The organism is Methanoculleus sp. UBA208, from assembly GCF_002498065.1.
Lineage (GTDB): Archaea > Halobacteriota > Methanomicrobia > Methanomicrobiales > Methanoculleaceae > Methanoculleus.
Genome location: NZ_DAFZ01000058.1, coordinates 38,062 through 60,279 on the forward strand (window position 1 = coordinate 38,062; position 22,218 = coordinate 60,279).

Below are 22,218 nucleotides of genomic sequence, written 5' to 3' on the forward strand. Positions count from 1 at the left end.
TAAAGCCGACGATGCGCCCTGGTCCGGCCCTGAAAGGTAATATTGGACAGGGGGGCCCGGCGGCGTTCAATCGCACTCTTCTTCGTCCGGATACCCGTCGTCTTCGTCGTCCCCGGAAGAAAGGAACTCACGAAGGGTAAACCTGAACGCCGCACCGAGGTCCGGCCGGCCCTCTACCCGGTCTTCCACGCGGATGGTGCCGCCGTAGCGCTCGACGAGGGTGCGGACGATGAAGAGCCCGAGCCCGTCGCCGCATCCCCCGACCCATCCCCGCTCGAACCGGTGGAAGATCGACTCCTTCATGGGGTCGGGTATGCCCGGCCCGGTATCCTCGACGGAGACGAGAACGCTCTCGCCGTCGTAATCCTCCACCCGTATGGCGATCCTGACATCCGGGCCGCCGAACTCGACGGCGTTCCGGATCAGGTTCACAAAGACCTCGGAGAGGAGGTCGTCCGCCAGGACCCGGCGGTGGCTGGCCGAAAACTCAATCGCAACCTCCGGGAAGGCGCCGACCTCCTCCCTGACGGCGAGATCGAGGTCGACCGGCCCGGAATCGGGCGGATCGTGGTGAATGCGACGGATCGTGGTGACGTTGCCCAGGATATCCGCGCTCCTCTGGATGCTGCTCCGGATCTTTCTCGCATACAGCGCGGCCTCGCCCTCCAGCATCTCGGTGAGGAGATCGGCATAGAGGCCCGAGACGTTCTCGGTGTTCCTGATGTCGTGCGTCATGATGTCGAGATACAGGTTTGCCTCCCGGTTCGCCGCCTCCAGTTTCTTGTGCAGCATCCCTTTCAGGATACCCGACCCGATCTCTTTTCCCACCATCTCCAGAAGCGTCATCTCTTCGCGGGAGAAGGATTCTTTCGTCCTGCTGCCGACGTAAACCGCCCCGACAACGACCGATTCGGCGATGAGCGGAATGCAGGCGAGGGCCGAGACCTCGAGCTCCTCGAGTATGTCCGCCTCGATGGAGCTCAGGTCGGGCTGCAGTTCTATGTAGCGCGGCTGGCCGGCGATGAAGACGAAGTTGAACGGCCAGTGGTGGACCTTGATGATGCGGCTCCGGGACATGGCCGAGGAGGGCAGCCCCTTCTGGTGCTTCAGCAGCGCCCGCTTGCGCTCGGCATCGAGCATGTAAACGATGCCGACTTCGAACCCCATCATCTCGAGCGTCTTCTCGAGCGACTCTTCCAGGAGTTCGGCAAGAGAGAGTGAGGCTGCCGAGACGCCGACCACCTGGTTGAGCACCATGAGCTGCTCGTTCCAGATGCGGATCTCCTCTTCGGCACGTTTGCGCTCGGTGATATCCATCACGCCGGCAATCGAGCCCCGGAACTCGCCGGACTCATCGGTGAACGGGGACGCGATCATCAGCGCGGTGATGCGGCCGCCGTCTTTGCGGACGAACTCGCACTCGTACTGCTCGCGGGCGCCGTCACCCCGGCGACTCAGGCGCTCCTGCATCGCGGCGCGGCAGGAAGAGGAGAGGAACGAGTAGAGGGACTTTCCAGTCATCTCTTCCGGGGCGTAGCCGAGCATCTCCGCCATCCGTGGGTTGACAAACGACGTGCAGGCGTCACGGTCGATCACCCATATTCCTTCGCTGAGGCTTTCCACGACGAGCCGGTACTTCTGTTCGCTCTGCTTGAGCGCCTCCTCCGCCCTTTTGCGGTCGGTGATGTCGAGCACCCCGGCAAGGCATCCCGAAAAGGCGCCGGAGGCGTCGACGATCGGCGACGTGACCACGAGCGCGTGGACTCGCCTGCCGCTGCTGTGGCGGAGGCCCAGTTCGAACTCCTGCCTCCGGTCGGTCCGCCAGCAGAACGGGCTTTCCGGGGCCGAAACGGCGGCGCCGGAGGTATCGAAGAACCCGGCGACCGGCGAGCCTACCAGGCGCTCCGCGGGGCAGCCGAGGATCTCCTCCATCGCCAGGTTTGCGAAGGTGATGAGGCCGGCCTCGTCCACAGCGAGGACGCCTTCGTTGAGGTTCTCGACCAGCCTCCGGTACATCGCCTCCGAGTGCCGGAGCGCGACCTCCACCCGCGTCCGCTCGAGCGCGTACCGGATCGCCCGGCAGAGCAGTTCGGCGTCGATCTTCCCCTTGACCAGGTAGTCCTGCGCGCCGTTCTGCATCGCGCGGAGCGCGGCTGGGTCTTCTCCCGCGGCGGTGAGCACGATGATCGGGATGTCGGGCGCCGTCCGGCGCAGGCGGTCGAAGGCCGCCGCTCCCCGGCCGCCCGCGAGGTCGAGGTCGAGGAGCACCACGTCGATTCCGCCTCTCGATACCAGAGCAAGCCCGTCTTCGGGGTGCTCGCAGTGGATCAACTCAACGTCGCGCCCGCACTCGCGAAGCATCTCCCCGAGATTGCCGGGACTCTTCCCGATCAACAACACGCGTAAGGGTTCGCTCATGGTCTCACTCGCATCCAGGGCCCGGTACCCGCCCGTATCGGCTGCAACACAGATTTCGAGTAGCCGTTTTGGAGCCGGTCGCCGCAGGTGCCCGCGATCGCTTTCAATAGAGTACGTACCGCCCTCGCGGAATTTATACCCCTTCTTTTACAGCGCGTCGGGTGGACCGATCCGATGCCGGTTGCCACGCTCCAGGCGAGAATAATCCATGAGAATAGGCGATAACGTGGATAAGCATCCCGGCGGAGAAGATCGGGATCGGTCCGGCGCCGGTTGGGACCGGGTTCGCGGTCCACTGCGGGTGGCGGCACAGGCAGAACCCGGCGCTCTTGATACGATCAGGCCGGAAAAGATAGACCTCCCTTTTTTACGGCGCAAAGCATGCTGCTACAGACCAGGAGTGCGCACCGGATCGGCCGGGAACGCCGGGGGGCCTTTTTGAAACGACCGGTCTCCCCCTCCACCGCTTCTCCTGAAAAGGGCAACATCGCCCCCGGCATCATATGACAGCGAGAACAGACAGGAAGGGTCAAAAAAAGAGTTACTTCCCCTTCCTCGCCCGCAGCCGTGCAATATCCTCGCTGCCGGGGACCTTCACCACGAACGTCCCGTGGCAGGGCTTGGTGTAGGGGAAGATCAGGTGCTCGCCCTCGACGCCGACATAGAGCGGCGGGACGCCGATGATGTGGACGTCGAATATCCTGTAGCCCGGCTCGACCTCATGATACTCCCGGACGTTCTTCCTGATATACTCCCGCGCCTCCTTAAAAGATGCCTGCGAGAGAATGATCTCGGGTTTCATCGCTTCGAGACAGCCCATTGCATCACCTCGTCGAGTTTCCGCTTCAGCGGCATGGGGTTGTGCACGGCTTTGGCCGCGACGACCTCGCAGGGGAACTCTATCTCGCCGGCAAGGTCCCGCGCGTGCTCCCCAAAGAGGAGCGCATACAGCCGTGCCTTCGAGATATAGGCCATCGTCCCGGCATACGCGATCCCGGAATCGTTGTGGATGAAGACGAAGCAGAGGTCGAAGTCCCGCTGCTTCCCCGTGATCTCGTCGATTGCGGCGTCGAGATCGGTCATCTCCTCAAGGTAATACCGGTCCGGGTCGGCCACCTCCATCAGTTTCCGTGCCGCCGCTGTTCCGGCAATCACCGGCCGGATGCCATGCTCCTTCAGGCCGTACACCAGGTAGAGCGCCATGCTCGTCTGGACGGGCACCTGCGGGCATCCGAGCAGGATCAGCGCGGTCTTCTCGTTGTTCTCAGTCATCGTTTTGTCTTCTCCAGTGTTTCAAAAACCTCGGGCACCCTCTCAGGGTGCGTGTAGATGGTGAACCGCTCGCCCCGCGAGAAGCCGACCAGGGTGAGCCCCCCCCGCTCCGCCGTGAGGATACCCCGGTCGGTCGTGGCGGCGCGGGAGACGACGATCGGGATACCCGCGTTCGCCGCCTTCGCCACCATCCCCGCCGGCTGCCTCCCGGTGCACCCGAGGATGCACCTCGACCGGTCGAGCCCCTTCAGGGCCGCATGGCCCACGACCTTGTCGACGGTGTTGTGCCTCCCGACGTCGCAGGCCCGGGTGACGAGTTCGCCGTCGCAGAAGAGGACCGAACAGTGGACGCCGCCGGTCCTCCGCCAGGTATCGGACTCGATCGCCGCCGTGACCGCACGGATGCCGTCCGCCGTGACCGTGATCGACGAGGCGACCGCACCAGGCTCGCCGAGCACGCGGTAACCGCCGGACGACTCCACCTCGAGCCGGATGTCCTTTTTGACCGGGGCGGCGATGTGCACATCCCTCCCCGAGACCTCCACCGAGTCGATCCTGTCCGCCAGCCCCTCGCAGACGATAAAACCGGCCCCGAGATCGTCCAGGCGGTCGGGGCTCGCCACCAGGGTCGTGAGGTACTCGCCGTTCAAAAAGAGCCGGACGTGGTCCTCGACGATGATGTCGTCGTGGACTTCGCGCGCGCCGTCGCCCGTCACCTGGATCCCGGCACGGCAGACAATCTCCATCAGGCCGTCTCCTCCCGGACCCAGTCAAGATACGGAGCGTAGCCCCCGACGATGGGAATGGCGATGATCTCGGGGACTTCGTAACTGTGGAGTTCCCTGATCCGCTCGACGAGCGGATCGAGCAGGCGGTGCTGCGTCTTCGCGACCAGGAGCCGCTCGGGCTCGCTCTCGACCGTGCCCTCCCACCAGAAGCAGGACCGTACATCGGCAACGTTCACGCAGGCAGCGAGGCGCGCATCGACGAGCGCTTTTGCGAGTTCCTCCGCCTCGCCGGCAGGGGCCGTGCAGAAGACCACAACAAACTCCGGGAGAGCCATGGTGATACCTTCGCTCCGTCCATATTTAACCGTTTTCGGGGCAGGAACCGCACCCGGTCCCTCCGCCGCACCGCGAGGATCCCGTTTCCCGGGGCTCGAGGCCCCGGCGGGTCCGGCAGTCGTTGATCGCAGCCCTGATGGCGTCGCGGGCGAGGACCGAGCAGTGCACCTTCGCTTCCGGAAGGCCGCCGAGGGCGTCCACCACGTCGGCGTTCGAGAGTTCCCACGCATCGGACAGCGTCATCCCCCGGATCATCCGGGTGGCCATGGAACTCGAGGCGATCGCCGCTGCGCAACCGAAGGTCCGGAACCGGGCGTCAATGATCCGGTCTTCCTCGACTTTCAGATAGATCTTCATGATATCCCCGCAGGTCGGGCTCCCGACCTCACCGACGCCGTCGGCGTCCGCTATCTCACCCACGTTCTCGGGGTTCGTGAACTCTGCAATAACTTTTTCCGTATACATCAGTCGACCTCCGGTATCCGGGCGCGGACAGGCGTCAGCGGCGATATCTCCCGCAGCCGCCCGATCACGTCCGGGAGGACTTCAAGGACAGAATCGACATCCTCCTCCGTATTGGCGTCGCCGAGCGTCAGCCGGAGCGAACCGTGCGCCTCCTCGTGGGAAAGCCCGGTCGCGAGCAGCACGTGCGAGGGTTCCGACGAACCCGAGGAGCAGGCGCTCCCCGTGGAGGCGCAGATCCCGCGGGCGTCGAGCAGCAGGAGGATCGATTCGCCCTCGACGTAGCGGAAACTGAAGTTCGCGTTGTTCGGGAGGCGCTCCGTCGGGTGGCCGTTCAACCGGGTATCCGGGATCGACCCGAGTACACTCCGGACCAGCCGGTCCCGCATCGCGGCAATCCGGCGGTTGTGCCCCTCGATATCGGCGGTCGCAAGTTCGATCGCCCTCCCGAGCCCGACGATGCCGGGGACGTTCTCGGTCCCGGCCCGCCGTCCCCGTTCCTGTCCGCCGCCGTGGATGAGGTTCTCTATCCGGGTTCCCCGCCGGATATAGAGCGCCCCGACCCCCTTGGGTCCGTAGAACTTGTGCCCGGAGAGCGAAAGGAGATCGATCCCCATTCGCTCCACGTCGATCGGCACCGCCCCGACCGCCTGGACCGCATCGGTATGGAAGAGGGCGCCGTGATCGTGCGCGACCCGGCCGATCTCCGCAACCGACTGGATCGTCCCGATCTCGTTGTTCGCCGTCATCACCGAGACGAGGATCGTCGCATCGGTGATCGCCTCCTCGACGTCGCCCGGGTCCACCCGGCCGAACTCGTCGACAGGGAGGTAGGTGACGGAGAACCCCTGCTTCTCGAGCCACCCGCATGTATGGAGGACGGCATGGTGCTCGATTGCGGAGGTGACGATATGGTCGCCGCGCTCCCGGTTCGCGAGAGCCGCCCCCTTGACCGCCCAGTTGTCGGCCTCGCTGCCGCCGGCGGTAAAGAAGACCTCCTCGGGGTTTGCGCCGATCGCCGCCGCCACCTGTCGGCGCGCCCCATCGACGCCGTTGCGGGACTCGCGGGCAAACCGGTAGAGGGACGAGGGGTTACCGAAATATCGGGAGAAGTACGGGGCCATCGCCGCCATGATCTCGGGTTTCATGAATGTCGTCGCCGCATGGTCCATATATACGGGATGCCGGTCCAGGTCGTTCATGTCCGGTACACCGTTGGGCGCAAGACCGTATCAGCATTATCGGTCCGGGATCGGTCGGGAGCCATTCCACGTGAGTAAGAAATTAAATAGGGTTCCATGCGCAATATCTGATGATGTACTCGAGACGCATGGATAACCTTCCCCCCTACCTTTTTGCACGCATCGACGAGATGAAAGAGGAGAAACTCCGCCAGGGTGTCGACGTCATCGATCTCGGGGTCGGCGACCCCGACCTCCCCACTCCCCCGCATATCGTGGAGGCTCTCTGCGCCGCGGCCCGCGACGAAAAGAACCACCACTACCCCTCCTACACCGGCATGCTCGCCTACCGTGAGGCGGTGGCAGAGTGGTACCGGGGCCGGTTCGGGGTCGACCTCGAGCCGAAGAAGGAGACGCTCGCGCTCATCGGGTCGAAGGAAGGCATCGCCCACATCGCCGAGGCATTCGTCAACCCCGGCGAGGTCGTCCTCGCTGCCGACCCCGGCTATCCGGTCTACAAGACCTCCACGCTCTTCGCCGAGGGGAAAGTCCACGAACTGCCCATCCGCGCGGAGAACGACTTCCTCCCGGTGCTCGAGGATATCCCCGCCGACGTCGTGAAGCAGGCGAAACTGATCTTCATTAACTACCCGAACAACCCCACCGCGGCAATAGCGCCCCTCTCGTTCTTCGAAGAGGTCGTCGAGTTCGCGCGGGAGCACAACATCGTCGTCGTCCACGACAACGCATACTCCGAGATCACCTTCGACGGCTACCGGGCGCCCTCGTTCCTCGAGGCCGACGGCGCGATGGAGGTCGGGATCGAGATGCACTCGCTCTCGAAGACCTATAATATGACCGGATGGCGGATCGGGATGGCCTGCGGCAACCCGGAGATCGTCGCAGGGCTCGGCCGGGTCAAGACCAACGTCGACTCGGGCGCGTTCAACGCCATCCAGCACGCCGCGATCACCGCGCTCACCGGCCCGCAGGACTGCATCACAGAGGCCTGCTCGATCTATCAGGAACGCCGGGACGTGCTCGTTAAGGGGCTCTCCGAGATCGGGCTTGACGTCAAGGCGCCGAAGGCCACCTTCTATGTCTGGGCGCCGGTCGACGACAGCATGGCGTTTTCCGCACAACTCCTCGATAAAGCCGGGATCGTCGCGACCCCCGGAGTCGGGTTCGGCAGGAACGGCGAGGGGTTCATCCGGTTCGCCATCACCCGGTCGATCGAGCGGATCAACGAGGCGGTAGAGCGGATGCGGGGGATAGACCTGTGATCCTCCCCTCGCACCTCACGGTCGGGGACGGCCGTCTCCGGATCGGCGAGCACGACACGGTGGACCTTGCCGAACGGTTCGGCACCCCGCTCTACGTCACCGACGAGGAGCGGATCCGCGAGAACTTCCGGAGGCTCTCGGGCGCTCTCACCGCCCACTACCCCGGGATCCGCATCCTCTACGCTGCAAAGGCGAACGGCAACCTGGCGATCTTTAAGACGCTCGCATCACAGGGCGCCGGAGCCGACGTCTTCTCCGCCGGAGAGGTCGCGCTCGCCCTCGCCGCCGGGATGCGTCCGGAATCGCTCCTCTTCAACGGGAGCTCAAAGACTCCCGCCGACCTCGCCCTCGCGGTCGAGAAGGGCATCCGGGTCTCGGTGGACTCGCCCGACGAACTCCGGCAGCTCGACCGCGCGGCGGGAGAGGCGGGAACAACCGTCGATATCGCCTTCAGGGTCAACCCGGCGATCGACGCCCCCACCCACCCGAAGATCGCGACGGGGCTTGCCACAAGCAAGTTCGGTATTCCCGCGGGAGAGATCCTCAATGCCTACCGCGAGGCGGTCGCCGCCGAGCATATCAACCCGGTCGGGATCCACTGTCACATCGGTTCGCAGATCCTCGCCGTGGAGCCCTTCGCCCGCGAAGTAGAGGTGCTGATCGATCTCGCCCGCGATCTGCTCGATATCGGCGTTGAGCCCTCGTTCATCGATATCGGGGGCGGCCTCGGCATCCCCTACCGTCGGGAGACCGATCGCGCCCCGACACCGGAGGAGTACGCGGAAGCGGTCATGCCGGTCTTCCTGAAGGGCATCCGTGATCTCGGGATCGAGCCGGAACTCTGGGTCGAGCCGGGCCGGTGGCTCATCGGCGACTCGACGATCCTCCTCACAAGGGTCAACTCGGTCAAGACCGCCCATAAGACCTTCGCGAACGTCGACGCCGGGTTCAATCTCCTCGTCCGGCCGACGATGTACGACTCCTACCACGAGGTCGTGGCGGCGAACAAGGCGGACGCTCCTGCCATGCGCGAGTACTCGGTCACGGGGCCGATATGCGAGACGGGTGACATCCTCGCGAAAGACCGGATGCTCCCCGATCTCGAGGCAGGCGATCTCATCGCGGTGCTGGACGCCGGGGCCTACGGGTTTGCGATGTCGTCGCAGTACAACAGCCGGCCCCGCTGCGCCGAGGTGCTCCTCGCGGGCGAGAAGGCGGCGCTGATGCGCCGGGCCGAGACAATCGACGACCTGACCGCCCCCATGGTGACGGTGCCCTGGCAGGAGTAAGAGCGGAGCCGGAGCCGTGAAGTTCCACTACCTCCTGGTCGACGACCTCCTCCCGAAAGAAGAGTTCGAGCGCCGGGTGGAGGAGAAGGTGGCGGAGTCGGGAGACCTCCTCGACGATCGAACAGCGGCGATGCTGGTCGTCAAAGACCTGGGGCGCTCGCACATCCGGATACGCGACCTTGCGGCCGCCCCGAGCCTCGCGTGCTTCTTTGCGAAGGTGCTCTCCGTCGGGGAGCCCCGGGAGTTCGAGCGGCCCGACGGCACGCCCGGCATCGTCGCGAACGTGACGGTGGGTGACGAGACCGGCAGGGCCCGGCTGACACTCTGGGACGAGAAGGCCGCGGGCGTCTCCGAGATCGAGGCCGGGGACGTGCTCGAGATCCTCGGCCGGCCGAAGGGCAGGGGAAAGGTCCCCGACGTCACCGCCGTCGCCGTCCAGGAGGCGGCATGCGAGATTACCTGCGAAGAGACCGCAGACGCCCCGGTTCCCGGGCCGGCGAGCGACCTCGAGGTCCGGGTGATCTCGGTCGAGAACCCGCGGACGTTCAAGAGGCGCGACGGAACCCCGGGGGAGATGGTCGAAGCGGTGGTCGGCAACGAAAACGGCGTATTCCGGCTTGTCGCCTGGGCTCCGGCCGTCCTCCTCGGGGTGGAACCGGGAGAGAACGTCGTCATCCGCGACGCCGTCGCACGGGATAGCGACCGGGGGATCGAGTACAGCCTCGGCGAAGCCGCATCCATCATGCGATCCGACCGTGAGATCGTCCTCCCTATGAATACCGTTGCCGACGTGGAGGAGGGGGGATCGTATTCGCTCACCGGAACGGTTCTCTCTGTGCAGCCCCCTCACTCGTTTACTACGCGGAACGGGCGGCAGTCCTCGGTCCGGAACCTTGTCGTCGCCGACAGTACCGGAGAGATCCCGGCCGTCATCTGGGGCGAGAAGGCGGACGAGCACCTGGTGCCCGGCGACCGGATCGAGATCTACAACACGACCGCACGGCGGGGCCGGTACGGTGACCTCGAGGTGCACCTCTCGTGGGGGAGCGCTCTCGCCATCCTCGGCGAGGAGGAGAAGGAGGTGGAGGTCGAGGGGACGATCGTCGCCACCCGGCAGGGGACCTCTCTCGATACGGGCGATGCCTGCTACCTCCTCGCCGAGCCGCTGCCCGTCGGATACGTCGTGCGCGCCAGGGGTACGGTGCATAGGGGCGTGATCAGTCTAAGCAGTCTGGAGGCTGTAACACCCGATCAAGAAGGTCTGCACCGCCGCCTGGATCGGATCTCAAGAGACCCCTGATCCCGAACTTCACTTTCACCCCGCACGGCAAGCGACCTTTATGTCTCTCGATATAGACTCTTAGTGTAGCGTAACGGAACACACCATAGAGATCAAGTGAGGAATGAGATGTCAGAGATTGATCTTGAAGATTTACCCGGCGTAGGGGCAACCACTGCCGATAAACTCCGCGAGGCAGGATACGGGACCGTCGAGAGCGTTGCGACGGCCACCACGTCGGATCTCGCCGAGGCGGCGGAGATCGGCGAGGCGACCGCAAAGAAAGTGATTCTCGCCGCCCGGAAGATGGCGGATATCGGAGGCTTCAAGACGGGCCGGGATATCCTCGATAAGAGGAAGGATATCAAGAAACTCAGGACGCTGGTCCCCGAATTCGACGAACTGGTCGGCGGCGGCCTCGAGACGCAGGCAATAACGGAGGTTTACGGTGAGTTCGGGTCCGGGAAAAGCCAGATCGTCCACCAGATGGCCGTCAACGCCCAGCTCCCCGAAGAGCTCGGCGGTCTCGCCGGCGGGGTCATCTACGTCGATACCGAGAACACGTTCCGCCCGGAGCGTATCGAGCAGATGTTGAACGGACTCCCCGAAGAGGCGGACCTCGGCTCTATCGAGGACGTCCTCGAACGGATCCACGTCGCGCGGGCGCACAGCTCCGATCATCAGATGCTGCTCCTCGAGACCGCACGGGAACTCGCAAACGACCTGCGGAACTCCGATTACCCGGTCAGGCTCTTCGTCATCGACTCGTTGACGTCCCTCTTCCGTTCGGAGTACGCGGGACGGGGCACCCTTGCTCCCCGGCAGCAGAAGCTGAACCGGCACATGCACGATCTCCTGAAACTGATCGACGACCACAACGCCGTCGGCCTCGTGACAAACCAGGTGATGTCGAATCCCGGCGTCCTCTTCGGCGACCCCACGAAACCGATCGGCGGCAACATCGTCGGGCACACCGCAACCTTCCGGCTCTACCTCAGAAAGAGCAAGGGAGGTAAAAGGGTCGCCCGCCTGGTAGACAGTCCCAACCTCCCCGAGGGCGAGGCGGCATTCATGGTCGAACAGGCAGGGCTCAAACCGTGCTGAAGGCGCTTGTAACGGACGTCGACGGCACCATCACCGACCGGCGGAGGCGGATCAGCACCGCGGCCGTCGAGGCCGTCCGCACCCTCGTCGACGCCGGCATCGAGGTGGTGCTCGCAAGCGGCAACACCGTCTGCTTCATGGACGGTCTCTGCAAGATGGTCGGGACGGACGGAACGATCATCGGCGAGAACGGCGGAGTCTACCGGAGGGGGTTTTCAGGCACCCTCCGCATCCCCGGCGACCAGGAGGTCTGCCTGGAGGCCTTCGAGGAGCTCAACGACTATTTTGCCAAAAAAGGCGTCCGGCTCGAACTCTTCGGCGCGCAGTACCGGTTCGCCGACGTGGCCTTCGCCCGGAACATCGACCCGGATGAGGCAAGAGCAGTCATCCGCGACCGCCGCCTCCCCGTCCGGCTGCTGGACACCGGGTTTGCTATCCACCTCCAGCCCCCCGGCGTGAGCAAGGGGACGGCGCTCACGGAACTTGCCAGAGAGATGGGGCTTTCCCCCGCAGAGATGATGGCTATCGGAGACTCCGAAAACGATATCGAGATGCTTGAAGCCGCCGGCGTCGGCGTCGCTGTTGCAAATGCTCCTGCCGCGACCCGCACGGCAGCGGACTGGGTCTCCGAAGGGACGTACGGGGACGGATTTGTAGAAGCGGTAAAAAAGTATTATCCCGATCTCTTCAGCAGGTAGCGATCGACCACGACATAATCTTTTATATCCTTTACCGCCTCGAACGGGACGAGCATCTTGTCTCCATCCGTCCTGTAGCCGTCGGTCTTGAACGTCTCGTCCGGTTTGACGAGCAGATCGGCAACCTGCCCCGTGGTGAGGTCGACTATGATATTCTTGATGGTCCCGATGAGCATCCCATCGTTACTCATCACTTTCTTCCTGGCAAGCGCACGGCAGAACGTTTTGCTCATACAAAACCGTGGGGCGTTTGTACTATTAAAATCTTCTAAAGTCCATAAAATCACAGAAAAATTGCTTTCTAGATTCGCTATCGGGAAGGTAGACTTTTCTTGAAGGGGACTGCATAAAGGACTGCCGACATTGAAAAAACCATCCTTCCGGCCTTCCCGGAACCTCCGGTTCGTATCGGGAGAACAGGTATCTTCAGGCAAAAAAGAGAGATTCCGGGTAAGTTTACTTCACGGTTTCGGCCGCCATCCGGACATCGGTTGCCTTGACCGTCTTCCTGCCTGCGTGACCCGCCAGTTTGATCGCTTCTTTCGCGATCCTTGAGGCGTACTGTTCCATCAATTTTGCGAGTTCTTCATTGGCATCGGAACTCACCCGCTCCGCGCCGGACTTCTTTACGATTCTGCCAACAGGTGCCAGAGGTATATCTGTCATGATCTCATTTCCCCCTTTTCATTGAGTTCTGTGAAATGCACTCACACACAGAACTCGTTTTACAGAAGCACCATAGGTATTCTCATATAAATACTTATCCGTCCCCAGAGGGGTTGAAGCGCCAAATTCAGAACGGGGAGGGTATCAAAGTGAGGGAAAGACCCAAATAATATCGGTCTGGGTAACGATCCCGACGGGCTTACCGTCCTCGACCACAATCAACCTCCCAATCGCCCGTTCCTTGAACCGCCCCACGAGCTCGTAGAGCCGGATCGACGACGGCGCCTCCACCACATCGGCGGTCATGACCTTTGCAACAGGCGTATCCAGCGTCAGGCCCTCGTCCAGTCCGCGGGCAAGATCGCTCAACGTCACGATGCCCGCGAGGGCACCGCCGTCCTGCAGCACCGGCGCCCCGTGGATGTGATGCGTATTGAAGAGGTGGATGGCATCACGGAGGGTTGCCGTGAGCGGCAGGGTCAGGAGCGGGGTGCTCATATAATGCTTGATCGACTGTTTCGGCAGGGATATCATCTCTGAAACGCTGATCAGGAGCGCCTGCAGGTTTTCATCCATACCGAAGACCTCACCGCGGACGAGGAGTTTATTCACCGGCGTGGGCCCGATCGTGACCATATCCCCTACGCGGAAGAGTTTCACGCTCCCGATGATCCTGGCCATCGCCTGACAGAGGTCCGGATGGCAGAGGGTGGTGAAACCGAGCTCCGCCACCCGGACGCCCTTCACCTTCTTCCCGTCGCGGAGGATCGGCACCTCGGACTGGTGCTCGAGGTCTCCGAGATTCAGTTCCTTGTACGCGTTTGCGGTCGGGCTGTAGCCCCCTTTCGGCCCGGGAACGCCGTCGACAAGCCCCAGTGCTTTCAATGCCTGCATCTGGTTGCGGACGGTGCCGGGGTTGCGCTTCAGCACATCCGCGATCTCCTCACCTTTTATAGAGTGAGAAGACTGATGGTATAGAGTAATCAGAGTTATCAGGATGTCCTTCTGAATCGGGGAAAGATCCATAATTATCACTCATAATATGTTGTTTAAATAGATTAGGTTGTGCGTACAGTGGAGTTTGAAACTATCCCGACCGTTCCGACGGCGGACGAGGTGCTCGACCGCAGTCTTCGCAGGGCGGCAGCCAAGAAGAAGCTGAAGACCAACGTCGATAGTGCAAACGAGGAGTTCGTGAGAGCGGTCGCAAAAGCCATCCACGACAAGTTGAAGAGCGTGGTCAGCTCGTTTCCGAGCTTCGAGCGCCTCTCCCCCTTTTACCGGGAGGCGACCGACATCCTGGTCTCGCTCGACCGGCTGAAACGATCCCTCGGCGCCGTCACCTGGGCGGCCGACCAGGTCTGGGTCATCGGCTCCGGTTACGCCCGCAACATGCGATCCGGAGTAGACACACCCTCAAAACGGCGGCAGGCCGTAGCCCGCATAGCCTCCATCGTCCACCAGGTGGAAGACGATCTCGTATACTTAAACGAGGCCCGGAACATCCTGCGGAAACTCCCGCACGTGAACGACGACGACTTCACCGTGGTGGTTGCGGGATTCCCCAACGTCGGGAAATCCTCGTTTATCAGGCTTGTCTCCACGGCGGAACCCGAGATCGCCGCCTACCCGTTCACCACCAAGGGGATCATCGTCGGCCACCGCGAGATCGGCAAGCGCGATCGGATCCAGTTCATCGATACGCCCGGGGTTCTCGAGCGCCCGGCGGACGAGAGGAACCCCATCGAGCGGCAGGCGGTCAGCGCCATCATCAATACGGCAGACGTCGTCCTCTTCGTCCTGGACGCAAGCGAACACTGCGGCTACTCGCTCGACGACCAGACCCGGCTCCTCGAGGAGCTGTGCCGGCTCGTCGACGTGCCGGTGGTGACGGTCGTAAACAAGGCGGATATCCGGGGGATCGAGGGCTACCCGGCGATGTCCACCCTCACCGGCGAAGGGGTGGAGGCGGTGCTAGACCTCCTGCTCGCGTTCAGAAAGGAAGCCACGAAAACGAGCCTGCGAGAGCCGCCCCAACCAGAAAACCAGCAATAGCCCCGCCGTTAAGGGGCGGAAGGCCTGCCTGGGGGTTTCCCTTGTTGACGAAGTAGAGGAGGACGGCGAGGCCGGCAAGCGCTCCCGCCATCGCGCCGAGCGTCGGGGCGGAGAGAACCCAGAAGACGGCGGGCGCGTCCACAAAGGCGTGCGACGATGCCACGAGTATGGAGGGCATGATCAGATCGCCCATACCCATGACGAATGCGCCGCGCTCCTCCCCCTCTGCGATATTGAGCCCCTCCCTCCGGAACGAGTAGTCCATTCTCTTCGGGACCACGACCATGATGGGGGACTTTGTCTCGAGGACGCCTTCGGCGAGCGTGATCATGTGTTTTGTCCGGTAGACCGATATGGCGTCGTAGACCGCGAGCAGCACGAGCAGCACGAGCACCGGCAGGACGGCGAGGGATATCCCGAAGATGGACGCGACACCCGCGGATATCAGCACGCCGAGGGTATCGATGACGTACCATTCCGGGTAGAGGTAGAGGAGCGCAGTCACCGCAACGGCGCCGATGAGCGTCCCGGCCGCGGCGGCGGTGGTGGGCCCGAGCGCGAGGAGGGAGAGCGCCGAGAAGATGTAGACGAACGTCAGGAATATCGAGATGCCGATGAAGACCGAGATGAAGCGCCGCCCTCCCATCCGGATCAGGAGGAGCAGGACCAGCGTGAAGACGAGCAGCATCCCTATAAATATCAGGGGATTTGCCACCGATTCGGGATCTTCGAACGCCACAAGCCCCGCCGCCTGCATGGGGATGACGAGGAGGACGGCAATCAGCTGGACGAACAGGAGCATGAGGGGCATTCCGAGAAGTGGCAGCCAGTCGCGTATCTGCATTACAAAACTCCATTCACTATAGGTAGGTTAATTAATGCATCCTCATCACTTTAAAATATGGAGATTCGCGAACTCATCGGCGACATCGTTCTCACCATCGTGATGGTGGTCTCCACCGTCGTGCTGGTGATGCGGTTCTGGCAGGACCTGATCATAGCGGTTGCTGCGACGTTCATGATGCTCTCCCTCGGGGGACTGCTCATCTCTCTCGGCATGAAGATCGTGAGCCTTGAGAACAGCGTCGTACAGCGGGAGCGCACCATGCGCGTGAACATGGAGGAGATGGGAAGGACGATGAGCGCCAAATACGACAACACGGTCAGCCACATCGAGCAGATCGTCGACGGGCTCTCCCGGCGGATGTACCGGTAAACCGGACCGTCATCTTAATGGCCTCTCCCCCTCTCATGATCTGGTAGCATGGGCGTTGCTATCCGAGATATCCTGGCAGATTGCAAAGAAACGTTGACATGGGACGATCTTTCCGGGATCGCCGCAGTGGATGCCCATAACGCGCTCTACCAGTTTCTCTCCATCATCCGGCAGCCCGACGGCACCCCGCTGATGAACGGTGCAGGAAGGATCACCTCCCACCTCTCCGGCATCCTCTTCCGGACGGCAAACTTCCTCGAGAGAGGCATCAAGCCGGTCTTCGTCTTCGACGGGAAGCCGCCGGAGTTCAAGCAGGAGACGATCGACGAACGGCGGGAGGTTCGCGCCAGGGCCGACGATGCCTGGAAGGCGGCGCTCAGGGAAGGGGATATGGAGGAGGCGTACAAGCAGGCGAGCGCATCCGCCCGTATCGACAGCCACACCATCGAGTCGTCCCGTGAACTCCTCGGCCTGCTCGGCATTCCCTGGATACAGGCACCGAGCGAAGGCGAAGCCCAGGCGGCACACATGGCACGGCGGGGAATGGTCACCTACGCGGTCTCGCAGGACTACGACTCGCTCCTCTTCGGCTCCCCGGTGCTGGTGCGCAACCTCACCGTCAGCGGCCGGCGAAAGACCAGGGGCCGGACGATCACCGTGAACCCCGAGAGGATCGTCCTCTCCTCTCTCCTCGACCGTCTCGGCGTGACAAGAGAGCAGCTCGTCGAGATCGGCATTCTGGTGGGCACGGACTTCAACCCGGGAGTCCGGGGCATCGGCGGCAAGACGGCCTTAAAAGTCGTGCGAAACGGCGATTTTGAGTCCGTGATCGCGGAGAAATCGCCCGAGTTCGACCCCGGACCGATCCGGGACTTCTTCCTCGACCCCCCGGTCACCGACGACTACGCCCTCGAGTGGGGGGCGCCGGACGTCGAAGGGGTCGTGGAGATGCTCTGCGGCCGCTACGACTTCTCCGAAGAGCGGGTCAGGAGCGCTCTTTCCCGGGTCTCGGTGAAAGCGGCGCAGAAGACACTGGATGCCTGGTTCTGAGCTCCGGAACGGCAACTCGCTGCAGGATGGACCGCTAAGGGTCTCCGACAACCTGAAACCCGCTTCTTTTTCCCCGGATACAGGCTCCGCCGGACGACATAACAGATATATGCGAGGACGACCCATTACGCCAATTGACGAACCTCTACCAGGCTTTCAAGGCAAGATGGAGGGTGCAGGGACCGACAGCGAATCAGCCTATCCCCGACCGCCGTTCAAGCGCCACCGCCCGTTATCGACCACCGTTCTCCCGGCTCGTCCGGCCCCTTTCCGCGACCGCGCCACCATCCGCGTTCTCCGTCGCTCAGAGTCGTTCTGCCAGACCCGGCAGGTCCTGCACGGACCGCCGTAAGGACTGCTACCCCGAACATGCTGTCCGCAAGATCGGGCAGCAGGACACTACCAGGTGATCCGACATGAGAGAACTCTACGAAAAGATGATAAACGAGGCCATGGCCGCCCAGCGGGCGGATGTGGATACGGTAAAGGCAAAACGCGGCCAGAAGTTCACAATCGAGGACACGAAGCCCTACGTCGATGCTGTCCGGAAGATGACGGCGATCGGCGACCAGAGCCAGGCGGTCATCGACCTTCACAAGAACTCGGTGATCTCGCACTCCGAGATCCTCCAGAGTCTCGCGACGACCGTCCGCCCCGAGGACGACCCGTTCGTCGAGCACTACCAGACACCCGTTGTGCTCGAGATCCTGAAAAGCCAGGACGAGGCGTTCGCAAAAAGCGTCGATGCCTTCACTGAGGCGGTCGCGGATGCGGAGGCCAGGATCGGGCTTGAGGCGGTGCGGCGCTACGGCGGGTTCTACGGCCCCACCTGCGTCGTCGACTTCGCGCTGATCCCGGGAAGCACGAGCAACGTGGTGAACCGGGTCCTGAAGAAGGCCGACATCCCGGTCGAGCACAAGCGGGCGATCCTCGCCGCCAAATCATGGGGAATGAACACCTCCTACGGGTTCGGGGACACCTTCGCCCACGCCCTCGAGGCAGGAGCCACCCCCGCCGAGGCGACGGCGAAAGAGATCGAGATCATGCAAAAGATCTACCGCGAACCGATCGAGGCCCAGGCGGAGCTGATGGATGCCGCAGGGGTGACATCCTTTGACCCGCGGAAGTACATGAACGAGTACCGGCGGCGGATGGAAGGGACCGTCAAGGCCGCCGTCGACGACGGCGTCCACTACGGCAACATCCTCACGGTCCCCGCCTACAGCGTCGGCGACGTCGCGCACCACATCGCGCAATCGACCTTCAACATGTGCAAGGACGACGTCGTCATGGCGGTGATCGAGGCGGTTACGGAGGTGATGGAGTCGTCGCTACGGAACTCGCTCGACTCCTATAAGAGTTACTGGGACGTCCTCTCCGTCGCGACCGGCGCTTCGGCCGCCGCGACCGAGTACATCCTCGAACTCGACGCGCTCAACGCCCCCATGGTCGTCGACCTGCTCACGAAGAGGTTCCACAACTACGTCCTCGCCTACCCGGCCCGGGGAGCCGCTGCGGAACTCCACAACTGCGACTTCATGGACATGATCTACCGCGGGTGGAGACTCATCGATAAGGCGCGGAAGAACCGGAACGGCGCCGACGAGGGCCTGACCCCCATGGTCGGCAAATACCCGGTCAATCTTGCGCCCATTCACGAGAACGAGGTGTTGATGAACCCGCAGTGGTACGCTTACCCGGCCTGCGCCATAACGGTCCGGTTCTCCGCCCTGATGCGCCTTGCCGACTACCCGTGCCTCCTCACGAGCGAACCGGTGACCGCGACGATGATGACGAACGTCATCGCTCTCGAGAAGGCTACCGCCGCCGCTCCGGTGCGGGCCTGCAAAAACTGTGCTACGACGAGCCTTGTCGACAGCCGGCAGCACTACTGCCAGTGGAAAGAGGCGATCTAAAGGAGAGATCTATCATGAAGTGCTACATCTGCGCCCTTGAGGGGGGAGAGAGCGAAGCGGTGGCGGTCTGCATCGTCTGCGGGATGGGACTCTGCATGGAGCACGCCATCAGGAAGGATGTCGATGTCTGGGAAGGCGGATACCCGCTCCCCAGCAAGCGCGTGAAGGCTCCGCTGCCGAGGATTCTCTGCCCCGAGTGCTATGCTGCCCTGTACGGGAAGTAAGGCACTTAAAATGCCCTTTTTGGGCTACTCATCATCTAAAATATAGTATCCGTATCTGGTGAAACCATGACCGTATCTCTTGGAAAACGATTCATCGCCGAAGCCGTCGGGACATTCATCCTGGTCTTCTTCGGGGCCGGCGCCGCAGCCGTCACGCTGATGCTCGCCGCGGGGACCACCCCGTCGACGCCTTTCAACATCGGAATAGGAGCGCTCGGGGGCCTCGGCGACTGGCTCGCCATAGGGCTCGCCTTCGGCATCGCCATCGCCGGGTCCATCTACGCCCTCGGGAGGATCTCGGGGTGCCACATCAATCCGGCGGTGACGATAGCCCTCTTTGCGACCCGGCGGTTCGCCGGCCGCGATGTTGTCCCGTACATCGTCGCACAGCTGATCGGCGCGGCGGCCGCGAGCCTGCTCTTTGCCTGGGCCGTCGGTTCGGACGCCGTCCTCGTCGGGGGGCTCGGGGCAACGGCACCCTTCCCCGGCATCGGCTACCTGCAGGCCATCGTCATCGAGGCCGTTGGCACGTTCCTTTTAATGCTCGTCATCATGGGCTCCGCCGTCGACGAGCGGGCCACTCCGGGCTTCGCCGGTCTTGCGGTGGGTCTCGCGGTCGCTGGCATCATCACGACGATCGGGAACCTGACCGGCTCATCGCTAAACCCCGCCCGCACGTTCGGGCCGTACCTCGGCGACTGGCTGCTTGGAGGGCAGAACCTCTGGGAGTTCTTCCCCATCTACATCGTCGGCCCCATCGTCGGCGCGGTGCTCGCTGCGTTCCTCTACGACTACCTCGCCGGCGAATGATCCAACCCAACCACTCTTTTCGTAACAACCGCAGCCAAACTAAAAACCTCGCCGCTGTGCGACCGGAAGAAGAGCGGTGAACCGGAGCGGATCCGGTTCGCCGCAAGTTCTCCCCGGACGCCCGTGAAGTTTCACGGGTACCCGGGAACCCTTAGCGTGGAGCAGACAACGGGATTCCGATGCTCCCACCCGGATCGACATCCGGAGATCCGCGTACCCAGCACAGGCGTCATCGGTTGCGTTCCCGTGGCCGGGACGTTCACATATACCCTCGGAGCCTCATTCCCGTCGAGGGTACTTATAGATTTCGGATGGGCGGCGTACCGCACCCCACCGGTGCCTGCCGGGGACCCGCAGGCCGAGCCCTCACTTAAAGCGCTCCGGATCGGTCTCGATATCGATGACGACGGGTTTGTTCATCTTCACCGCCCGGGAAACGGCCTCAGGGAGGTCCTGCGGCCGGGCCACCCGTATCCCGGCGCCGCCGCAGGTCTCTGCATAGGCGGCGAAGTCGGGGTTCACAAGCTCGGTGCCGTACGGCGGATAACCCGCCTCCCGCTGCTCCTCCCGGATCATGGCAAGTTCGTGGTTGTTCAAGACCACGACGACGATGGGAAGATCGTACTTGACGGCCGTGACGAAGTCGGCCATGACCATGGAGAACCCGCCGTCCCCGGTGATGCAGACGACGGTCGCATCAGGATAGGCCAGTTTCACCGCAATCGCCCCGGGGAGGCCGAACCCCATCGTCCCGAGGTAGCCCGACATAGCGAACCGTTGCCGCTTCATCCGGAAGTTCCTCCCGAACCACCACTGGTTCTCTCCGACATCGAGAGAGATGACCGCATCCTCCGGCAGGGTCTCGGAGAGGACCTTCATGACGTAGGGCGGGCGGATGGGGACGGCGTCCGGATCGGCTTCCCGATCGAGTTCGTCGAACCACTCCCGCTTTTGCTCCGCAAGCCACGCCCTGGCCCCCGTATCCTCCCGCGGCCGGACACGCTCCCGGATCCGGGGTATGGCAACGGCACAGTCGCCCCAGACCGCCACGACAAACGGGTGCTTGCCGAGCTGGAGCGGGTCGATATCGATATGGACGGCCTGTTTGTCCCCCGGGATCCCGGTGAAGTCGGAGAAACTCGCCCCGCAGGCGATCACGAGGTCCGACTCCGCGATGAGCGTGCGGGCATGCGGCGTCCCCAGCGGCCCGTGTACCCCGGCAACCCACTCGTTGTCGTCGGGGAGGATGCCCTTCGCGCGGAAGGTGGTGACGATGGGTGCCCGGATCGTCTCTGCAAGATCGAGAACCGCTCCCGCGGCAGCCATGGCCCCGAAGCCCGCGAGGATGACCGGGCGTGCGGCGCCGTCGATCGCCTCGGCCGCCGCCCGGACGGCCTCGTCGGTCGGGGCCACCGTAACCGCGGGAAGACAGGTCTCGCGCTCGCAGAAACTCGGCTCAAGCGGTTCCCTCTGGATATCGTTCGGGAGCGAGAGCTGGGCGACGCCGCGGGCGATGACGGCGTAGCGCAACGCCCGGGTGAGGAGTTTGACCGCCGTCGCCGGGTCGGCGACGGTGTTGTTGAAGACCGCGATGGGACGGAAGAACGCATCCTGATCGATCTCCTGGATGCCGCCGGGGCCGGCATACTGCGCCTTCACCTGCCCGTTCAGCGCAAGCACGCTCGCACGGTCCTCTTTCGCGTCGTAGAGCCCGGTGGCGAGGTTCGTCGCTCCCGGCCCGGCGATGGTCAGGCAGACCGCGATCTTTCCCGTGAACTTGTTGTAGGCGGACGCGGCGAGGGCAGCAGTCTGCTCGTGCCGGACGACGATGTACCGGGCATCCGGGTTTCTTCTGACCGCGTCAACGAGCGGGAGCGACGATGAACCGGGGATACCGAAGTACAGGGTGATCCCCCACGCCGCGAGTTCCGAGACCAGCACATCGGCCACCGTCACGGCGGCTCCTTCAGAGATAGTCTTCTTCATCCGTCTTCACCTCTTCCTCCTCTTCGCTCGCTCGCACAAACGCTTCCTTCCCCACGCTGCATCCGGGACACCGCCAGTCGTCGGGGAGTTCCTCAAACAGCGTCCCCGGCGGAATACTGGCTGCCGGGTCTCCCGCCTCCTCGACGTACTCGTAATCACAGACACTGCACACCCATCGTGCCATACCGTCCACGCTCCGAAGGTGAGTCTCCGGGCCGTAACTCATCTTCACGTATAAAAATGCC

General features: G+C 63.2%; 24 protein-coding genes. 11 read left to right on the forward strand and 13 right to left on the reverse strand.

Annotated features, from left to right (window positions below):
- Positions 1–66: 66 nt before the first annotated feature.
- The 7 genes from BRA62_RS06245 to nifS all read right to left on the reverse strand — a co-directional run bounded on the left by BRA62_RS06245 (position 67) and on the right by nifS (position 6,418).
- Complete coding sequence (locus BRA62_RS06245) at positions 67–2,418, reverse strand: PAS domain S-box protein (RefSeq protein WP_292365713.1); 2,352 nt, start codon at positions 2,416–2,418, stop codon at positions 67–69.
- 541 nt (positions 2,419–2,959) lie between these two features.
- Complete coding sequence (locus tag BRA62_RS06250; protein WP_292365714.1) at positions 2,960–3,238, reverse strand: DUF1894 domain-containing protein; 279 nt, start codon at positions 3,236–3,238, stop codon at positions 2,960–2,962.
- Positions 3,217–3,690, reverse strand: coding sequence for a DUF1890 domain-containing protein (locus tag BRA62_RS06255; protein ID WP_292365715.1), 474 nt, complete (start codon positions 3,688–3,690; stop codon positions 3,217–3,219). The genes BRA62_RS06250 and BRA62_RS06255 overlap by 22 nt, the downstream gene beginning before the upstream one ends.
- Entirely contained in the window at positions 3,687–4,436 is a 750-nt protein-coding gene (fdhD, locus tag BRA62_RS06260) for a formate dehydrogenase accessory sulfurtransferase FdhD (RefSeq protein WP_292365716.1), read from the reverse strand. Before fdhD ends, BRA62_RS06255 begins: the two co-directional genes overlap by 4 nt.
- Complete coding sequence (gene cutA / locus BRA62_RS06265; RefSeq protein ID WP_292365717.1) at positions 4,436–4,753, reverse strand: divalent-cation tolerance protein CutA; 318 nt, start codon at positions 4,751–4,753, stop codon at positions 4,436–4,438. The genes fdhD and cutA overlap by 1 nt, the downstream gene beginning before the upstream one ends.
- 25 nt (positions 4,754–4,778) lie before the next feature.
- Positions 4,779–5,219, reverse strand: a complete 441-nt coding sequence (nifU, locus tag BRA62_RS06270; RefSeq protein WP_292365718.1) for a Fe-S cluster assembly scaffold protein NifU — start codon at positions 5,217–5,219, stop codon at positions 4,779–4,781.
- A complete protein-coding gene (gene nifS / locus BRA62_RS06275) occupies positions 5,219–6,418 on the reverse strand; it encodes a cysteine desulfurase NifS (protein ID WP_292365719.1) in 1,200 nt (399 codons plus the stop codon). Before nifS ends, nifU begins: the two co-directional genes overlap by 1 nt.
- 113 nt (positions 6,419–6,531) lie before the next feature.
- On the opposite strand from nifS, the gene BRA62_RS06280 reads away from it, so the two are divergent.
- The 5 genes from BRA62_RS06280 to BRA62_RS06300 all read left to right on the forward strand — a co-directional run bounded on the left by BRA62_RS06280 (position 6,532) and on the right by BRA62_RS06300 (position 12,050).
- Entirely contained in the window at positions 6,532–7,680 is a 1,149-nt protein-coding gene (locus BRA62_RS06280; protein ID WP_292365720.1) for an LL-diaminopimelate aminotransferase, read from the forward strand.
- Positions 7,677–8,969: a diaminopimelate decarboxylase gene (gene lysA, locus BRA62_RS06285; RefSeq protein ID WP_292365721.1), complete on the forward strand. Its 1,293-nt coding sequence runs from the start codon at positions 7,677–7,679 to the stop codon at positions 8,967–8,969. The genes BRA62_RS06280 and lysA overlap by 4 nt, the downstream gene beginning before the upstream one ends.
- A gap of 16 nt (positions 8,970–8,985) precedes the next feature.
- The gene (locus tag BRA62_RS06290) at positions 8,986–10,269 is read left to right on the forward strand and encodes an OB-fold nucleic acid binding domain-containing protein (RefSeq protein ID WP_292365722.1); all 1,284 of its coding nucleotides are present in this window, start codon (positions 8,986–8,988) and stop codon (positions 10,267–10,269) included.
- A gap of 108 nt (positions 10,270–10,377) precedes the next feature.
- The gene (radA, locus tag BRA62_RS06295; protein WP_292365723.1) at positions 10,378–11,352 is read left to right on the forward strand and encodes a DNA repair and recombination protein RadA; all 975 of its coding nucleotides are present in this window, start codon (positions 10,378–10,380) and stop codon (positions 11,350–11,352) included.
- The gene (locus BRA62_RS06300) at positions 11,346–12,050 is read left to right on the forward strand and encodes a phosphoglycolate phosphatase (protein ID WP_292365724.1); all 705 of its coding nucleotides are present in this window, start codon (positions 11,346–11,348) and stop codon (positions 12,048–12,050) included. Before radA ends, BRA62_RS06300 begins: the two co-directional genes overlap by 7 nt.
- On the opposite strand, the gene BRA62_RS06305 is transcribed toward BRA62_RS06300, so the two are convergent.
- The 3 genes from BRA62_RS06305 to BRA62_RS06315 all read right to left on the reverse strand — a co-directional run bounded on the left by BRA62_RS06305 (position 12,026) and on the right by BRA62_RS06315 (position 13,742).
- Positions 12,026–12,283 carry a PRC-barrel domain-containing protein gene (locus BRA62_RS06305; RefSeq protein WP_292365725.1) on the reverse strand — a complete coding sequence of 86 codons (258 nt, stop codon included), beginning with the start codon at positions 12,281–12,283 and terminating at the stop codon, positions 12,026–12,028. The two genes, BRA62_RS06300 and BRA62_RS06305, sit on opposite strands and share 25 nt — an antisense overlap.
- Positions 12,284–12,506: 223 nt before the next feature.
- A complete protein-coding gene (locus BRA62_RS06310; RefSeq protein ID WP_011844756.1) occupies positions 12,507–12,716 on the reverse strand; it encodes a histone family protein in 210 nt (69 codons plus the stop codon).
- A gap of 144 nt (positions 12,717–12,860) precedes the next feature.
- Positions 12,861–13,742 carry a CBS domain-containing protein gene (locus BRA62_RS06315; protein WP_292365726.1) on the reverse strand — a complete coding sequence of 294 codons (882 nt, stop codon included), beginning with the start codon at positions 13,740–13,742 and terminating at the stop codon, positions 12,861–12,863.
- Between the two features lie 48 nt (positions 13,743–13,790).
- Here BRA62_RS06315 and BRA62_RS06320 point away from each other — a divergent pair, with 48 nt between their 5' ends.
- Positions 13,791–14,771: an NOG1 family protein gene (locus tag BRA62_RS06320; RefSeq protein ID WP_292365727.1), complete on the forward strand. Its 981-nt coding sequence runs from the start codon at positions 13,791–13,793 to the stop codon at positions 14,769–14,771.
- On the opposite strand, the gene BRA62_RS06325 is transcribed toward BRA62_RS06320, so the two are convergent.
- Positions 14,710–15,615: a presenilin family intramembrane aspartyl protease PSH gene (locus tag BRA62_RS06325; protein ID WP_292365728.1), complete on the reverse strand. Its 906-nt coding sequence runs from the start codon at positions 15,613–15,615 to the stop codon at positions 14,710–14,712. The two genes, BRA62_RS06320 and BRA62_RS06325, sit on opposite strands and share 62 nt — an antisense overlap.
- A gap of 57 nt (positions 15,616–15,672) precedes the next feature.
- On the opposite strand from BRA62_RS06325, the gene BRA62_RS06330 reads away from it, so the two are divergent.
- From BRA62_RS06330 to BRA62_RS06350, 5 genes are all read left to right on the forward strand, one after another.
- Positions 15,673–15,987 carry a hypothetical protein gene (locus tag BRA62_RS06330; RefSeq protein WP_292365729.1) on the forward strand — a complete coding sequence of 105 codons (315 nt, stop codon included), beginning with the start codon at positions 15,673–15,675 and terminating at the stop codon, positions 15,985–15,987.
- 48 nt (positions 15,988–16,035) lie between these two features.
- Positions 16,036–17,037, forward strand: coding sequence for a flap endonuclease-1 (fen, locus tag BRA62_RS06335; RefSeq protein ID WP_292365730.1), 1,002 nt, complete (start codon positions 16,036–16,038; stop codon positions 17,035–17,037).
- Between the two features lie 416 nt (positions 17,038–17,453).
- Positions 17,454–18,953: a DUF2193 domain-containing protein gene (locus tag BRA62_RS06340; protein WP_292365731.1), complete on the forward strand. Its 1,500-nt coding sequence runs from the start codon at positions 17,454–17,456 to the stop codon at positions 18,951–18,953.
- Between the two features lie 14 nt (positions 18,954–18,967).
- Complete coding sequence (locus BRA62_RS06345; protein ID WP_292365732.1) at positions 18,968–19,177, forward strand: DUF2180 family protein; 210 nt, start codon at positions 18,968–18,970, stop codon at positions 19,175–19,177.
- 66 nt (positions 19,178–19,243) lie between these two features.
- A complete protein-coding gene (locus tag BRA62_RS06350) occupies positions 19,244–19,987 on the forward strand; it encodes an MIP/aquaporin family protein (protein ID WP_292365733.1) in 744 nt (247 codons plus the stop codon).
- A 366-nt stretch (positions 19,988–20,353) separates the two neighbouring features.
- Here BRA62_RS06350 and BRA62_RS06355 read toward each other — a convergent pair whose 3' ends face one another.
- Together BRA62_RS06355 and BRA62_RS06360 are read right to left on the reverse strand one after the other, a co-directional pair.
- The gene (locus BRA62_RS06355) at positions 20,354–21,973 is read right to left on the reverse strand and encodes a thiamine pyrophosphate-binding protein (protein ID WP_292365734.1); all 1,620 of its coding nucleotides are present in this window, start codon (positions 21,971–21,973) and stop codon (positions 20,354–20,356) included.
- Positions 21,954–22,199 carry a rubredoxin gene (locus BRA62_RS06360; RefSeq protein WP_292365735.1) on the reverse strand — a complete coding sequence of 82 codons (246 nt, stop codon included), beginning with the start codon at positions 22,197–22,199 and terminating at the stop codon, positions 21,954–21,956. The genes BRA62_RS06355 and BRA62_RS06360 overlap by 20 nt, the downstream gene beginning before the upstream one ends.
- Positions 22,200–22,218: the final 19 nt, after the last annotated feature.